Below are 16,862 nucleotides of genomic sequence, written 5' to 3'. Positions count from 1 at the left end.
TCATGGAAGTTGTAATTGTTACAGGAATGAGTGGAGCTGGCAAGAGTGCTAGCAGCCATATTTTAGAAGATTTGGGATATTATACATTAGATAATATGCCTCCATCTCTTTTATTAAGTTTTATAGATTTGACTACAAAAAGCAAGAAAAAAATCAATAAAATCGCGTGCGTAGTTGACATTAGAGGTGGAGAATTCTTCGCTGATTTGATGAAGTCAATAACACTTTTGAAAAATCAAAGTATTGATGTTAAAATTTTGTATTTGGATGCATCGGATGAAATTCTAATCAGAAGATACAAAGAACACAGAAGACCACATCCTTTGGCTATCAATGGAAATATTTCACAAGGAATTTCTAATGAAAGAGAACTTTTGAGTGAAGTTAGAAATTCAGCAGATTCAATCATCAACACATCAAATCTTACACTAGGAGAATTGAGAAGAAAAATTTTATATGTATTTTCTCTTAAAGATGTAGACACCAAACTTGCAATATCTGTTGTATCATTTGGATTTAAGCATGGGATTTTGTTGGATGCAGATTTGGTATTTGATGTAAGATTTCTCCCAAATCCTTACTACATTGAAGAATTAAAAAAATCTTCGGGATTAAATACAGACATCAAAGATTATGTATTCGGCTTCGATGAAGCAAATGAATTCTTAGATAAATTAGTAGATATGGTGGAATTTTTGATTCCCAAATATTCAAAAGAAGGAAAAACAAACTTGGTTATAGGAATAGGATGCACCGGTGGAAAGCACAGGTCCGTTGCAATAGCACAAGCTTTGACAGCAAGGCTTGAAGGAAATGGAGAAAAAGTTTATGTATCCCACAGAGACCAAAAATTTTGGTAAAAAAATAGTAACTATCGGTGGAGGAACAGGCAATTCTATATTATTAAGAGGAGTAAAGAATTTCACATCAAACATAACCACAATTGTAACTGTGGCTGATGATGGTGGTGGAAGTGGAGTTCTAAGAGAAGATTTGGGAATGCTACCTCCTGGTGATATTAGAAACTGTCTTGTGGCCCTAGCTAATACTGAACCGATAATGGAAAAATTAATTAATTATAGATTTTCAAATGGCCAATTAAAAGGACAGAGCCTAGGCAATTTATTGATAGCAGCGATGAATGATATATGCGGAGATTTCAATGAAGCGATAAAAGAAATAAGCAATGTCCTTGCGATTACAGGAAAAGTGTTGCCAATGACTTTAGATAATGTCAAATTATTCGCTGAATTGGAAGATGGATCTACAATTGAAGGTGAATCTAATATCACGTTTTTGAACAGAAAAAACGGAGGTAAAATCAAAAGGGTATACACATCACCAAAACTTATTTTGCCATTGAAAGAATCCATAGATAGTATAATGGATGCAGATATTGTTCTTTTAGGGCCAGGATCATTATACACATCTATAATTCCTAATCTTCTAGTAACAGATATATCACAAGCCCTAAAAGAAACAAAGGCAGAAGTTGTGTACATATTGAATATAATGACACAACCTGGAGAAACTAATGGCTACAGCGTTACAGATCATGTAGCTGCCATTATCGATCACGCAAATTCAAATATTATCGATAAAATAGTCGTTAATTCCAAAGAAGTAGACAAATATGCCAAGTACAGATACAAATCAATCGAAAATTCTACTCCTATATATCTTACTGATGAAGATCGTGAAGATATGAAAGAATTAGGAATAGAAATTATCGAAGCAGATATATGTGATATAAGCTATGACTATATTGTACACGATCCTAATAAATTAATGAAAGCTATATTAGAAAGATATTAATATGAATACAATTATTGAAAATTTAGATGAAAAAAATAAAATAAAATCACTTGAAAAAGCTGCAGAGTTGATAAAAAATGGAAGCGTAGTAGCATTTCCTACAGAAACTGTTTACGGATTAGGTGCAAATGGATTGGACGAAGAAGCTTGCAAGAAAATATTTGATGTCAAGAGAAGAAAAAGAGATAATCCATTAATTTTACACGTAACTAACGAAGATATGGTGAAGAATTTATCATCAGAAATAACTGAAGATCAGAAAAAATTGATGGATAATTTGTGGCCAGGCCCATTGACTATAATTTTTAAAAAAAGTGATAAAGTTAATGATGTGGTAAGTTGTGGTGGAGATACAGTTGCAATTAGAAATCCTTCTGATGAAATTGCGAGATTTTTGATAGATAAATCAGGATGTCCAATAGCAGCCCCTTCTGCAAACAAATCAGGAAGACCATCTCCAACTAACGCTCAAGATGTATACAGCGATATGCAAGGCGAGATTGAAATGATTTTGGATGGAGGAAGTTGTAACATTGGAATTGAATCAACAGTTGTTGATTTGACAGAAAAACCTTACACAATACTTCGACCAGGTTTTTACACAAAAGAAGATTTGGAAGAGTATTTGGATGAGGTTGTTTACGATAAATCATTAATTGATTCTAACACTATTCCAAAATCACCAGGACAAAAATACAAACACTACGCTCCCAAAACAAAACTTATAGTAATCAAAGGAAACATGGATAACATACAAAATTACGTGGATAACTTGGGGATAAATACTGATGAAATTGGATTTATACTCACAGAAGAAACTGCAGAAAATGTAAATTTTGAAAATGTAAAAATAATTTCGAAAAGAAATGATTATTTAAATTTTGCGCATAACATATTCACATACCTCAGAGAATTAGACAAATTCAACTACAAATTATTAATTTGTGAAGGGGTAAATGAACAAAAAATGGGTATAAGTATAATGAACAGGCTTAAAAAATCTTGTGCTAATAACATAAAAGTAATTTAGTGTGTTATAATAAAGAGTATAAAGTTTATTTTATAGGAGGAATTATGAGTAAAGTAACTGTATTTGATCATCCGTTGATTAAACACAAATTAACAATTTTACGTGATAAAAACACAGGAAGTAATCAATTTAGACAGTTAGTTTCAGAAATAGCAACTTTAATGTGCTATGAAGTTACTAGAGACTTTAAATTAGAAGATTGCGAAGTAGAAACTCCGATAGGAAAAACTACCGGCCAAACATTGAGTGGTAAAAAGCTGGGAGTAGTTCCAATTTTAAGAGCAGGTTTGGGAATGGTTGAAGGATTTTTAAGTGTATTACCAGCAGCAAAAGTTGGACACATTGGATTATACAGAGATCCAAAAACATTGAAACCTGTTGAATATTATTGTAAATTGCCAAAAGATGTTGAAGAAAGAGATATTATCGTTGTAGATCCAATGCTTGCAACAGGTGGATCTGCAGAAGCAGCAATTACGTTCTTAAAAGAACATGGATGTAAGAACATCAAATTGGTGAATATAATAGCAGCTCCAGAAGGAATCAAAATGGTTCAAGAAAAGCATCCTGATGTTGATATATACGTGGCAGGTCTAGATGAAAAATTAAACGATCACGGATATATCGTACCTGGTTTAGGCGATGCAGGAGACAGATTATTTGGTACTAAATAGCTTTAAGCTTTTAGTTATATACTTATGGTTTTAGAATAATTTTCAAATATTCTAAAACCATCTCTAAATTAGGAGGTGAAACAATGTCAGATACTGCTATATCAAAAATTAAAGAAGCTGAAGAGAAGGCTAGGCTTATTGTCGATGAAGCTAATGAAAAAAGAAAAAGCATTGTAGAAGATGCAAAATCAGAAGCTAAACAAAAATACGACGAAATTATCAACGAAGCTCAAAAAGTTCGAAATGAAAAACTTGAATCTTCAAAAAATAAAGCTATTGAAGAATCAAAAGATTTAGAACAAAAAGCTAAGATGAATAACGAAAGTATTAAAAACATCGACTTAGATACAGTTGAAGGACTTGTAGACAAAATCGTTGAAAGGATAGTGAGTTAATGGCTATTGTAAAAATGAGCAAATTTGATTTGTATTCATTTGATTATGATAGAGAAAAATTACTCGAAGATCTTCAAAAGTTTAATTATGTTCATATTGATGAAAAGAAAGTAGAAGACGAAAATCAAGGTGTAAGGAATTTAGATAATTCTGAACAAATTGTTAGCATTAGTGAAAAGCTTACCAAAGTAAAATGGGCTATAGATTTGCTTGAAAAGTATTCAGAAAAGCACAATAAAATAGACGAATTAAAACAAGGTAAGAAAACATTTAAGCTAGATGAGCTTACTAAAAAAGCACTTGATTTTGACTTTGATGAACACTACAAAGAACTTTCATCTTTAGATAAACAACTGATAGAGCTCGATCAAAATAATCAAACTTTGAATCAAAAGAAGTCCGAATTAATTCCTTGGGAGAATTTGGATTTGGATATTTCAAAAATCGATGATTTTAAAAGAGTTAAGGTAGTTACTGGAACCGTGAGTGATAAATTCATCGATCAGTTGAAATTAAACACAAAAGATATTGAAGATATTTATATCGAAGAAATTTCTCGAAATTCAGGCTTTGTATACTTGCTTGTTATCGCTAAGGATTATGAAAAAGCTCAAGATATCCTCAGAGACAATGGATTTGTCAATATTAATATTAAATCACATGGACTTGTAAAAGATGAAATTAAAAATATTGATGAACAAATCATTGAAAACAAAAAGCACTACAAAGAAATAGAAGATCAAATTAAATCAAAAACAGATTTGACTGAACAATTTAAGATTTATCATGATTATCTTGAAAACAACAGCTTAAAAGAAGAAGCTACAAGTAAAATTAAGAGGACAGATAAGATTGATATAATCGAAGGATACATTCCTTCTGACAAGGAAAAAGACTTTGAAACTCTATTACAAAACTCATTAAATAATAAGTATTATTTGGAAATGAATCCAGCAGATAAAAACGATCCAAATGTACCAATTATTTTGAAAAACAGAGGATTTGCAAAAGCTTTTGAAAGTATAACAGGAATGTATTCATTGCCAAAATACAACGAAGTTGATCCAACACCATTATTGGCACCTTTCTATTGTTTCTTCTCAGGAATGATGATTGGTGATTTAGGATATGGATTGATTGTATTTATAGCAATAATAGCAGCACTCAAGATTTTTAATCTTGATGAAAAGAAAAAGCAATTCTTGAAGTTCTTTATGTTCATATCAATTGCATCGATGTTTTGGGGATACATTTATGGATCATTCTTTGGTGGAATTATACCAATGACTCCAATCATCGACACAAGTAAAAATGCTATGACTTTAATAATTTTATGCTTAATATTTGGTTTTATACATTTATTCTTTGCATTGGGAATCAAGGCATACATGTTGGTGAGAGATCACAAGCCTTTGGATGCATTTTATGATGTAGGACTATGGTATCTAATTATTATTAGTATATTAGTTTTACTAATTGGCAAGTCTTTAGCATTTCCGGCTATTGCATTGACAATTGCAAAATGGATTGCTATTGCATCAGCTGTTGGAATTATTCTTACAGCAGGAAGGGATGCAAAAAGCATTGGTGGTAGACTTGGCTCAGGTTTGTATTCATTGTACGGAATATCAGGCTGGATAGGAGATTTCGTATCTTACATGAGACTTATGGCTTTAGGTTTATCAGGAGCATATATTGCAGTAGCAATTAATATGATAGTAAAAATGATGGCTGGTTCAAGCATTATAGGATTTATATTTGGACTTATCATATTCGTGGTTTTCCAAGCGTTCAACGCATTCTTATCATACTTGTCAGCATACGTTCACTCTGCAAGATTGATTTTCGTAGAAATGTTTAATAAATTCTACGAAGGTGGTGGAGTGCCATTCAAGAAACTTATAACAGAATCAGATTATTTTAACATAACAAACAAATAGGAGGATATTATGGAAAAATTCTTTTTAGAAAATGGTGGATTAGTTTTAGGAGTATTATCAGTAGTAATAGCAGTTTTGTTCTCAGGTATGGGATCTGCTAAAGGTGTAGGTATGGCAGGGGAAGCTGCGGCTGGAGTAGTTATTGAAGAACCAGAAAAGTTTGGTAAATCATTAGTACTTCAATTATTACCAGGTACACAAGGTTTATACGGATTCGTAATTGGTATCTTAATTCTATTCAAACTTGTAGGTGGAAATATTTCTTTGGCACAAGGTTATGTTTACATCGCAGCAGCATTGCCAGTAGGTGTTGTAGGATATTTCTCAGCAATTGCTCAAAGTAAAGTAGCAGTTAGTGGTATCAACATCTTAGCAAAGAATGAACCTCAACAAGCAAAAGGTATTATCTATGCCGTAATGGTTGAGTTATATGCCATCTTAGCATTCGCTATTTCATTCTTATTAATGAACCAAATCCAAGCTTAGTGGTGATTTAGATGTCTAATTTAGATAATATAATTAATGAAATTCTTGAAGATGCAAAAAAAGAATCAGAACACATTCTAAATGATGCAAATCAAGAAAAAGAAAAAATCATTGAAACTAAAATAGACCAGGCTAATCAAGAAAAAGATACAATATTAAAAAAAGCAGAATCTGAAGCAAAAGGTGTATACGACAGACATTTATCTCAAGTTGTTTTAAAATCAAGAGATAATGCGCTTTTTGCAAAACAAGAAGTAATTGATAGTGTTTTACAAAAAATTAAAGATAAATTAAAAAACATGTCACTTGAAGATTATAAAAAATATTTAACAAATAGTTTATCCAAAATGGATTTGAATAGCGATGATTTGTTAGTATTACAATCAGATAAATACGACAGTTTGAAGAATGAAAACTTTAATGTAAAATTATCAGATGAAACAGTTGACAGCGGATTTTGTATTAAAAGAGGTAATGTATTAATTAATAATAATTTTTCTTCACTGGTCGATTCAATGAAAGATGAATTGGAAGTAGAAATTGCAAAAACTCTTTTTAAGAAGTAGGTGATAATATGAAAAAAGAAAATTTCATACATCAATCTGCTATAACTCGTGTCAAAGAAAAAGAATTATTGAGCAAGAATGATTATGAAAGACTGATAGATGCAAGTAACTTAGAAGAAACCGTAAGACTACTTTCAGATTCAGTATATCAATCAGAATTTGCGAAGCTTGATAATTATAAGAATTACGATGTTGCTTTGAAAAATGAGTTAAAAAAGACTTATAAATATATGTATGATATGAGTAGTTTCCAATATCCTGTTGATTTAATTGCATTAAAATACGATTATCATAATTTAAAAGTGTTAATTAAAGAATATCTAAAAGATGAAGATTTTTCTTCTATGTTAAGTGATATAACTAGAATGGAATTCAAAACTATGAGGGATTCTATTAAAGAAAATACCGAAAGTGAAATGGAACATTTCGATAAAGTTATAAGAGAATCAATCGCTGATTACGAAGAAAACCAAGATCCTCAAATGGTAGATATTTATGCTGACAGAGAGTATTTTGTGGAAACATCAGAAATTGCAAAACAAATAGATTCAGTTTTGATAAATGAATATGTTGAAGATTTGATAGACTTTACAAATATTAAAACTTTACTTAGAGTACAAAATCAAAAGAAAAGCTTAGAATTTTTGAAAAAAGTTATTATTCCAAATGGAAGTATTGAATCTGAAAAATTTGAAGCTGAATTGCATTCTGAAATTACTGAAGATAGTCCATTATTCAAACAAGCTAGAATTTACTACTATGTGAAGGAAGCTATCAGTGAATATAAGAAATCAAATAGTTTGTCTGTTTTTGAAAAAGCAATGGATGATTATTTGATGGAAAAAATCAAAGAAATCAAAAAGGTTACTTATGGACCTGAGGTTTTGTTTGGATATTTATTTGCAAAAGAAACTGAAATTAAGAATTTGAGGATTATTTTTGTAGGAAAGATTAACTCATTGAAACCTGATTACATCAGGAGTAAGTTGAGGTTAAGTTATGCGTAAAAAAGTAGCTGTAGTAGGTGATAGAGATTCTGTATTAGTCTTTAAAGCTTTGGGAGTAGATGTATTTGAATCTATTGAAAGCACAGATGCTAGAAAAACTGTAGACAGACTAGCAAAAGAAGATTACGGCGTGATTTTTATTACTGAACAAATAGCAGAAAAAATCAAAGAAACAATAGACAGATATAATGATAAAGTTTCACCAGCTATTATCTTGATACCTTCTAATCAAGGTAGCTTGAACATTGGAATGAACAGAATCAACACCAATGTTGAAAAAGCTGTTGGAGCAAACATTTTGTAAAGGAGAGCTTATATTGAAAGAAGGTAAAGTATTAAAAGTATCCGGACCTTTGGTAGTTGCTGAAGGAATGGAAAACGCAAGCGTATATGACGTGGTTGAGGTTTCAGACGATAAGCTCATTGGAGAGATTATTGAAATGAGAGGCGATAAAGCCTCAATTCAAGTATATGAAGAAACAACAGGAATAGGCCCTGGAGATAAAGTTGTATCTACAGGACATCCACTTTCAATCGAATTGGGACCTGGTATATTAGAGCAAATGTTTGATGGTATTCAAAGACCATTAAAATCTTTGCAAGAAAAAGCTGGAGACTTCTTATTAAGAGGAGTTAGCGCTCCATCATTAAACAGAGAAAAGAAATGGGAATTCAAACCTGTTAAATCTGTTGGAGATGAAGTTGAACCAGGAGATATTATTGGTGAAGTTCAAGAAACTGAAGTTATTGTTCACAAAATAATGGTTCCAGCAAATGTATCTGGTAAAATCAAATCAATTGAATCTGGAGAATTTACTGTTGAACAAACAGTTTGCGTTGTTGAAGATAAATCAAACGATATTGAAATAAACATGATTCAAAGATGGCCTGTAAGAGATGGTAGACCATATAAGGAAAAAGAAGATCCAATTAAACCATTGATTACTGGTCAAAGAGTTATTGATACATTCTTCCCAGTTGCAAAAGGTGGTACCGCAGCAATTCCAGGACCTTTCGGTAGTGGTAAAACAGTAGTTCAACACCAATTAGCTAAATGGGCAGACGCTGAAATAGTTGTGTATGTAGGTTGTGGAGAACGTGGTAACGAAATGACAGACGTACTTAACGAATTCCCTGAGTTGATTGACCCTAAGACAGGACAATCATTGATGAAGAGAACTGTTTTGATAGCAAACACTTCAAACATGCCAGTAGCAGCCAGAGAAGCAAGTATCTACACTGGAATTACAATTGCTGAATACTACAGAGATATGGGTTATTCAGTAGCAATGATGGCCGACTCAACATCAAGATGGGCAGAAGCTCTTCGTGAAATGAGTGGTAGACTTGAAGAAATGCCAGGTGATGAAGGTTACCCTGCATACTTGGCATCAAGAATTGCTGATTTCTACGAACGTGCTGGTAAAGTAAAATGTTTAGGTAGTGATGGAAGAGATGGATCATTAACAGTTATTGGTGCGGTATCTCCTCCAGGTGGAGATATTTCAGAACCAGTTACACAATCTACACTTAGAATTGTAAAAGTATTCTGGGGATTGGATTACGCATTAAGTTACATGAGACACTTCCCAGCTATTAACTGGATTAACTCTTATTCATTGTATCAAGATAAGATTGACGAATATTTGGATGCAAATGTAGATTCTAAATTCTCAGATTATAGAAAACAATCTATGAAGTTATTACAAGAAGAATCATCTTTACTAGAAATAGTAAGATTGGTTGGACGTGATTCATTAAGCGATGAAGATCAAATCAAACTTGAAACTTCAAAATCTTTGAGAGAAGATTTCTTGCAACAAAACGCATTCCACGAAACAGATACATTCTGTTCATTGGACAAACAAGCAAAAATGTTGGATTTAATATTAACATTCCACAAGGAATCCTTGGAAGCTTTGCAAGAAGGAGCTTATGTTTCAGAAATTTCAAAACTTCCTGTAAGAGAAAAAATCACACGTGCAAAAAATATTCCAGAAGACGAATTACAAAGATTTGACGAAATTAAACAAGAAATTAAATCACAAATTACCGATTTAGTTAATGGAGGTGAACGTTAATGATTAAAGATTATAATTCAGTAACAGAAGTAGTCGGACCATTAATGGCGGTAGAAGGTGTAGAAGGCGTAAAATACGACGAACTTGTTGAAATAGAATTACAAAATGGTGAAAAAAGACGTGGTCGTGTTGTAGAAATTGACCACGATGTAGCAATGGTTCAAGTATTCGAAGGTACAAAAGGAATCAACTTACAAGAAACTACAGTAAGATTTTTGGGTAGACCTTTGGAACTTGGAGTATCTGAAGATATGATTGGTAGAGTATTCGATGGTTTAGGTAGACCAATAGATAATGGCCCTAAAATTATTCCAGAAGATAAAGTGGACATCAATGGTTCATCTATCAACCCAGTATCGAGAGATTATCCATCAGAATTTATTGAAACAGGTGTTTCTACAATAGATGGTTTGAATACTCTTGTTAGAGGACAAAAACTTCCTATATTCTCAGGATCAGGTCTTCCTCATAATAAATTAGCAGCCCAAATAGCAAGACAAGCAAAAGTATTAGGTAAAGACGATAAATTCGCCGTAGTATTTGCTGCGATGGGAATAACATTTGAAGAAGCTCAATATTTCATCGGAGACTTCAATAAAACTGGAGCCATCGACAGAGCAGTATTGTTCATGAACTTAGCGGATGACCCAGCAATTGAAAGACTTTCAACTCCAAAAATGGCACTTACTTGTGCAGAATTCTTGGCTTTTGAAAAGGGCATGCACGTATTAGTAATCATGACAGACATGACAAACTACGCAGAAGCACTACGTGAAGTATCAGCAGCTAGAAAAGAAGTTCCAGGACGTAGAGGATATCCAGGATATTTGTATACTGACCTTGCAACTTTATACGAAAGAGCTGGTAAGATTGTTGGAAGAGAAGGATCTATTACACAAATTCCTATCTTGACAATGCCAGAAGATGATATTACTCACCCAATACCAGACTTGACAGGATACATTACAGAAGGTCAAATCATACTTTCACGTGAATTATACAAGAAAGGTTATGAACCACCTATCAATGCGATTCCATCACTATCAAGACTTAAGGATAAAGGTATTGGTAAAGGCAAAACAAGAGAAGACCACGCAGATACAATGAACCAAATCTACGCAGGATATGCATCAGGACTTGATGCAAAACAATTATCCGCAATCCTTGGGGAATCTGCGTTAAGTGATGCTGATAAAGCATTTGCTAAATTTGCTGAAAGATTCGAAAGAGAATATGTAGATCAAGGTTATTATACTGATAGATCAATCGAAGAAACTCTTAATATAGGTTGGGATTTATTAAAAGAAATACCACGTACAGAATTGAAGAGAATCAAAGATGAATTAATAGATAAATATCTTGGAAATGGTGAAGGGACTGATGAGTAATGGCAAGACTCAATGTCAATCCTACAAGAATGGCTCTTTCGGAGCTGAAAGCTAGGCTCAAAACATCTTCTAGAGGTCACAAGTTATTAAAAGACAAACAAGATGAACTTATGAGACAATTCATCGAAATGATTAAAGAGAACAAAGCTCTAAGAGAAAAAGTTGAAGCGAAACTTCAAAACTCTTTTAGTGATTTTCTAATGGCCAGTGCAATAATGAGTCCAGAGTTTTTAGATGAAGCGGTATCTTTTCCAAAAACAAAGGTAAATGTTGATATCGAAACTAAAAACGTAATGAGTGTTATTATTCCACAAATGAAATTTACTCGTGAAGGTGAAGCTGATTCTAGTGAAATATATCCTTATGGATATGCTCAAACATCTCAAGATTTGGACTTGGCAATTGATTCATTGAATTCAGTAATGGATGAAATGTTAGAATTGGCACAAATCGAAAAAGCCACACAATTAATGGCGGATGAAATTGAACAAACTAGAAGAAGAGTAAACGCTTTGGAATATAGAACAATTCCAGACTTAGAAGAAACAATTAAATATATCAGAGCTAAGCTTGATGAAAATGAACGTGCTAATATTACAAGACTTATGAAAGTTAAAGATATTATAGCAAAACAAGAAAGCTAATAAATTAAAATTAGACTGTATTTGATAAATAAAATTATTAAATGCAGTCTTTTTTTATTTTTTTGGATAAATTTTTTTAAAAATTTCGCATAAAATTATGATTAGTTATGTTGATAATATTTATTAGCTATGCTATTATTTTAGTAGTATTAATCTAAGTTCGAAGGATAAATGAAAAAATTTTTATCAGATTTAGTTATTTAATTTTTTGAACTATTTTAAAATATTGTTTTTTATTAAAAATCGCTTTTAATTAGAATTTTTTAAATAAAAAACTTTATACTTGGAAAGGGACTGCTCAATGAAAATTACGATAGATTATAAGAAACAATTATTGGATATTATGTTTGATATTTACATAAAAGACCATAAAAGTGAAAAAGATTCGATGGAAAGCCTAAGGATGTATTCTCACAATAGATTGGAAAATTGTCAGAATAAAGATAAAAGAAATTTTTGTTCATCATGTTCAATTAGATGTTTCAGCAAAAACAGAAGAGAAGATATCAAGAGAGTTATGAAATATTCAGGGCCGAGGTTGATTTTTTACAGACCATTAGCGCTTCTCAGACATACATTTAATCACTTTTGGAGGAATTTAAATGATAAATAAAAGACTTATTGCTATGATGAAGGATTCAACAAAATATGTTTTGTACACTGTTTTATTAAACTGGATTGGGCTTGTTTTTAATATTATTTTTGTAATAACGATTTCAGGCGTTATTCAAAATATTTATGAAAAAAAAGAAATTGGAGACTCATTTTACATTTCTTTGGTTATTATGATTTTGACAATAATTGTAAGGTATTTTACAAGTTATAATAGTCATATTCTATCGCAGAAAGCATCTGTTATAGTGAAAAAAGAGTTGAGACATAAATTATACGAAAAATTACTTAGCTTCGGTACATCATATAACAAATTCGTAAACACGTCAGAATTATTGCAACTTGCGGGCGATGGAATAGAACAACTTGAAATGTATTTCGGTGGATTTTTACCTCAGTTTGGATATAGCATTCTTGCACCAGTTACTCTATTTGCGGTACTTATGTTTTTTTCTCCAAAAGCAGCTTTGGTGATGATAATAGCAGTTCCGTTGATTCCATTATCCATAGTAGCAATTATGAAATTTGCAAAAAAACTTTTGGGAAAATACTGGGGAAATTACGCAAATTTAGGACAGACATTTCTTGACAATGTAGCTGGTCTTACTACATTGAAGATATATCAAAGAGATTACGACTACGAGAAAAAAATGGACAGGGAAGCTGAAGATTTCAGAAGGATAACGATGAAAGTTTTGAGTATGCAGTTAAATTCCATTACCGTGATGGATGTAATCGCATTTGGAGGAGCTGCGATTGGTTCTATCATATCAATAGTTCAACTTGTAAATGGTCAAATTTCACTAAAATCTGCGATTATTGTGATATTACTTGCAGCAGATTTCTTCATTCCACTAAGGCAACTCGGTTCGTTTTTTCACGTATCAATGAATGGTATGGCAGCAAGCGATAAAATATTTAAAATACTTGATTCTCATATTGAAGAAAGAGGAGATAGAGAATTTCCGAGAGAACTATCTTCTATTAAATTTGAAAATGTGGATTTTTCATACGATGGAATTAGAAACATAATAAACAATTTGTCTTTTTGTATAAGTTCCAATTCTATTACTTCTTTTGTTGGAGAATCTGGTTCGGGAAAATCAACTGTTGCATCTCTTCTTCTCGGTATAAACAAAAGAACTTCCGGAAAAATAATGTATGAAGATACCGAGCTTTTCGACATTAAAGAATCTGATTTGATGAAAAATGTGACGATAGTTTCGGCTAACAGTTATATTTTCAAAGGCAGTCTGAGAGATAATCTTTCTATGGGAGATGTAGATGTATCAGATGATGATATGTATACTATACTGAAAAAAGTAAATCTCTATGATTTTTTCGAATCTGAAAACTCATTAGACACAAAAATTAACGAAGCGGGCTCAAATCTATCGGGTGGACAAAGACAGAGATTGGCAATTGCGAGAGCCATACTAAAAGATAGCAAAGTATATATTTTTGATGAAGCGACATCTAACATAGATTTGGAAAGCGAAGAAATAATAATGAATCTCATAAATGAAATTGCAAAAGACAAAATCGTTGTGTTGATTTCTCACAGACTTGCAAATGTTACTTCATCAGAAAAAATTTACGTTTTGAAAAACGGAAATATTATAGAGCAAGGTTGCCATAAGCAATTAATCTCGAATGATGGTTTGTATAAAAAGATGTTCACAGAGCAATATAAATTAGAAAATCTAGGAGAAATATAATATGAGGAGAAGTGGATTTAATATTATGATGAAATTGATAACTCTTGTAAAACCGCTAATAGGGTTTATGTTTCTGGCAATAATAGCAGGAGTTATTGGGAATTTGGCAGCAATTTTTATCCCTGCATATTCTTCTTATGTAATTGCAAATATTGTATCAAGAGCAGATCAAATTAATTTGAATATGAGCTTCATATTGTTGATAGTGCTGGCGATTTCACGAGGATTTTTGAGATATGTAGAGCAGTTGTGCAACCACTTTATCGCGTTTAAGCTACTAGCTATAATAAGAAATAAAGTTTTTAGAGCGCTTAGGAGACTTGCACCAGCAAAGCTAGAAGGAAAAGAAAAGGGAAATCTTATTTCTCTTATTACAAGCGATATAGAACTTCTTGAAGTTTTTTATGCACACACTATATCGCCAATTTTTATAGCTTTTATCACAAGCGTTATTGTTGTTTCGATTTTATTCGCATACAGTGTTAAAGCTGCGATTTTTGCGATGATTTCATATTTAATTGTTGGGCTATTTCTACCTATCTTTTCTTCAAAAAGTGGCAAGAAGGAAGGGTTGGAATTGAGAAATGAATTTGCAGATTTAAATTCATATCTTTTGGATTCTTTGAGAGGAATGAAGGAAGTAATACAATACTCTTATGGAGAAAAAAGACTCGACTACATTGATGAAACGACTGTGAAACTCAATAGAAAACAAGAACGTATAAAAGTTTTTGAAGCACAAAATAGGGGTTTTACAACATCGATTGTTGCACTTCTTGGTCTTATTATGTTTGTAATTATGAAAAACGAAATGGTAGCTATCTTCGATATAAATAAATTAATTGTAGTCACAGTTCTTTTTATGTCGAGTTTTGGGCCGGTGATAGCTCTTTCAAGTCTGTCGGCAAATCTTAGAAGCACTTTTGCCAGTGGAGATAGAGTGCTAAACATACTTGAAGAAAAACCTCAAGTTCTCGAAGTTTACGACCAAAATAAAACGTATTTTAGAGATTTGAAAATTGAGGACATAACTTTTAGCTATAATGATGAGATTATTTTGAATGATTTCAACCTCAATTTAGAAAATGGCGAAAAATTAGCGATTTTTGGAAAAAGTGGATCTGGAAAATCGACTCTTTTGAAACTTATAATGAGGTTTTGGGATGTCGACAAAGGCGAGATTAAAATATCGGACAGAAACATCAAACAAGTCAACACAAAAGATTTGCGCGACATAGAAAATTATATGACTCAAGAGACGTTTCTTTTTCAAGGTAGCATACTAGAAAATATTAAGATAGCAAAAAAAGATGCGAGCTTGAATGAGGTGATAGAGGCTTGCAAGAAAGCATCGATCCATGACTTTATTTGCTCGCTTAAAGATGGATATGAGACAAATGTCGGAGAACTCGGAGAAAAATTGTCCAGTGGTGAAAAGCAGAGAATTGGTCTAGCAAGGGTTTTTCTACACGATGCGCCATTATATATCTTAGATGAGCCAACTAGTAATTTAGATGCGTTGAATGAGGGCATTATTTTAAATGCGATTTCGAAAGAAGAAAACAAATCTATGTTAATAGTGTCCCACAGGAAATCTGCGTTAAATATCGCTGATAAGACTATTGAGATAAAGACAAAAAGAAATTCGTAAAGATTTGATTGAATAGATGAAAATTTCTTACGAGCGATTTTATCACGAGTGATTTGAAAATATGAACAGGAACGGATAATGAAAATTATAATTTCACCAGCGAAAACATTTAAGATTAGAAAATTAAAAAAAGAGAATATTGATTGTTTATTTGAAAATAAGAAAAATGCGCTAGTTTCAATAATGAAAGAAAAATCCATTGAAGAACTAAAATCAATGTGGAAATGTTCGGACAAAATAGCTGAGGAAAGTTACAAGCTATATAAAAACTTTGATGTATCACCAAAAGGTTGTGCTATAAGAAGCTTTGACGGGATTCAATATCAGTACATGGATGTTGACTCATTAGATGAAGATAAACTCGAATATTTAGAAGAACATCTCAGAATTTTATCGGGACTTTATGGAATACTTAGACCATTTGATCAAATATCAAAATACAGATTGGATTTCGAAGATAAGTTTATTAATCTGTATGAGTTCTGGGAAGATGAAATAAGAAATCACTTTGAAGGTGAAGAAATAATCGACTTGGCTTCAAAAGAGTATGGCCAAAATATTTACAAGTACCTAGATAAAGCACCAGTTAAAATTGAGTTCAAAGAAGAAGTATTGATCGATGGAGATATTAAATTGAAGACAAAAGCGACTCCATCGAAAATTCTTAGGGGTAGAATGGTAAATTATATGGCAAGAAATCATATTGAAAATATTGAACAGCTGAAGAAATTTTCTTGTGATGGATATAATTATTCTGAAAAAAACAGCGATAAGAAAAAGCTGGTGTTTGTGAAATCATTAGTGTCTGAATAAGTAAAAAAAGACTTTGTTTGAAACATTGATATGTTAAACAAA

General features: G+C 32.0%; 17 protein-coding genes. All 17 read left to right on the top strand.

What is annotated here, in order from left to right:
- The first annotated feature begins 2 nt into the window (after nucleotides 1-2).
- The 17 genes from rapZ (at nucleotide 3) to yaaA (ending at nucleotide 16,820) form a co-directional block, all read left to right on the top strand.
- Nucleotides 3-860 (top strand): RNase adapter RapZ, encoded by an 858-nt coding sequence (rapZ, locus tag FMG_RS05720; protein ID WP_002842161.1) that lies wholly within the window; start codon nucleotides 3-5, stop codon nucleotides 858-860.
- The gene (locus FMG_RS05715) at nucleotides 829-1,815 is read left to right on the top strand and encodes a gluconeogenesis factor YvcK family protein (RefSeq protein WP_002837756.1); all 987 of its coding nucleotides are present in this window, start codon (nucleotides 829-831) and stop codon (nucleotides 1,813-1,815) included. Before rapZ ends, FMG_RS05715 begins: the two co-directional genes overlap by 32 nt.
- A 1-nt stretch (nucleotide 1,816) precedes the next feature.
- Nucleotides 1,817-2,845: an L-threonylcarbamoyladenylate synthase gene (locus FMG_RS05710; RefSeq protein ID WP_012290815.1), complete on the top strand. Its 1,029-nt coding sequence runs from the start codon at nucleotides 1,817-1,819 to the stop codon at nucleotides 2,843-2,845.
- A gap of 44 nt (nucleotides 2,846-2,889) precedes the next feature.
- Nucleotides 2,890-3,519: a uracil phosphoribosyltransferase gene (gene upp, locus FMG_RS05705; RefSeq protein ID WP_002837744.1), complete on the top strand. Its 630-nt coding sequence runs from the start codon at nucleotides 2,890-2,892 to the stop codon at nucleotides 3,517-3,519.
- Nucleotides 3,520-3,602: 83 nt separating this feature from the next.
- Nucleotides 3,603-3,914: a hypothetical protein gene (locus FMG_RS05700; RefSeq protein ID WP_002837740.1), complete on the top strand. Its 312-nt coding sequence runs from the start codon at nucleotides 3,603-3,605 to the stop codon at nucleotides 3,912-3,914.
- Nucleotides 3,914-5,854 (top strand): V-type ATP synthase subunit I, encoded by a 1,941-nt coding sequence (locus tag FMG_RS05695; RefSeq protein ID WP_012290814.1) that lies wholly within the window; start codon nucleotides 3,914-3,916, stop codon nucleotides 5,852-5,854. Before FMG_RS05700 ends, FMG_RS05695 begins: the two co-directional genes overlap by 1 nt.
- A gap of 9 nt (nucleotides 5,855-5,863) precedes the next feature.
- A complete protein-coding gene (locus FMG_RS05690) occupies nucleotides 5,864-6,340 on the top strand; it encodes a V-type ATP synthase subunit K (protein WP_002837669.1) in 477 nt (158 codons plus the stop codon).
- Between the two features lie 11 nt (nucleotides 6,341-6,351).
- Nucleotides 6,352-6,906, top strand: coding sequence for a V-type ATP synthase subunit E (locus tag FMG_RS05685; RefSeq protein ID WP_002840342.1), 555 nt, complete (start codon nucleotides 6,352-6,354; stop codon nucleotides 6,904-6,906).
- Between the two features lie 8 nt (nucleotides 6,907-6,914).
- The gene (locus FMG_RS05680) at nucleotides 6,915-7,913 is read left to right on the top strand and encodes a V-type ATP synthase subunit C (protein ID WP_002837700.1); all 999 of its coding nucleotides are present in this window, start codon (nucleotides 6,915-6,917) and stop codon (nucleotides 7,911-7,913) included.
- The gene (locus FMG_RS05675) at nucleotides 7,906-8,217 is read left to right on the top strand and encodes a V-type ATP synthase subunit F (RefSeq protein WP_002836812.1); all 312 of its coding nucleotides are present in this window, start codon (nucleotides 7,906-7,908) and stop codon (nucleotides 8,215-8,217) included. Before FMG_RS05680 ends, FMG_RS05675 begins: the two co-directional genes overlap by 8 nt.
- Nucleotides 8,218-8,230: 13 nt before the next feature.
- On the top strand, nucleotides 8,231-9,994 hold the full coding sequence (locus FMG_RS05670) for a V-type ATP synthase subunit A (protein WP_012290813.1): 1,764 nt from the start codon (nucleotides 8,231-8,233) through the stop codon (nucleotides 9,992-9,994).
- A complete protein-coding gene (locus tag FMG_RS05665) occupies nucleotides 9,994-11,382 on the top strand; it encodes a V-type ATP synthase subunit B (protein WP_002837785.1) in 1,389 nt (462 codons plus the stop codon). The genes FMG_RS05670 and FMG_RS05665 overlap by 1 nt, the downstream gene beginning before the upstream one ends.
- Nucleotides 11,382-12,026, top strand: coding sequence for a V-type ATP synthase subunit D (locus tag FMG_RS05660; protein ID WP_002837680.1), 645 nt, complete (start codon nucleotides 11,382-11,384; stop codon nucleotides 12,024-12,026). Before FMG_RS05665 ends, FMG_RS05660 begins: the two co-directional genes overlap by 1 nt.
- A 301-nt stretch (nucleotides 12,027-12,327) precedes the next feature.
- Nucleotides 12,328-12,639 carry a nitrous oxide-stimulated promoter family protein gene (locus FMG_RS05655; RefSeq protein WP_012290812.1) on the top strand — a complete coding sequence of 104 codons (312 nt, stop codon included), beginning with the start codon at nucleotides 12,328-12,330 and terminating at the stop codon, nucleotides 12,637-12,639.
- Nucleotides 12,629-14,356, top strand: coding sequence for an ABC transporter ATP-binding protein/permease (locus FMG_RS05650; RefSeq protein WP_012290811.1), 1,728 nt, complete (start codon nucleotides 12,629-12,631; stop codon nucleotides 14,354-14,356). Before FMG_RS05655 ends, FMG_RS05650 begins: the two co-directional genes overlap by 11 nt.
- A gap of 25 nt (nucleotides 14,357-14,381) precedes the next feature.
- Nucleotides 14,382-16,007: a thiol reductant ABC exporter subunit CydC gene (gene cydC, locus FMG_RS05645; protein ID WP_231840045.1), complete on the top strand. Its 1,626-nt coding sequence runs from the start codon at nucleotides 14,382-14,384 to the stop codon at nucleotides 16,005-16,007.
- A 78-nt stretch (nucleotides 16,008-16,085) separates the two neighbouring features.
- Nucleotides 16,086-16,820, top strand: a complete 735-nt coding sequence (gene yaaA, locus FMG_RS05640; protein ID WP_012290809.1) for a peroxide stress protein YaaA — start codon at nucleotides 16,086-16,088, stop codon at nucleotides 16,818-16,820.
- Nucleotides 16,821-16,862: the final 42 nt, after the last annotated feature.

It is taken from the genome of Finegoldia magna ATCC 29328 (assembly GCF_000010185.1).
GTDB classification, from domain to species: domain Bacteria; phylum Bacillota; class Clostridia; order Tissierellales; family Peptoniphilaceae; genus Finegoldia; species Finegoldia magna_H.
The sequence above is the reverse complement of the archived record's forward strand: the minus strand, read 5'-3'. Positions and strand labels throughout refer to the sequence as shown.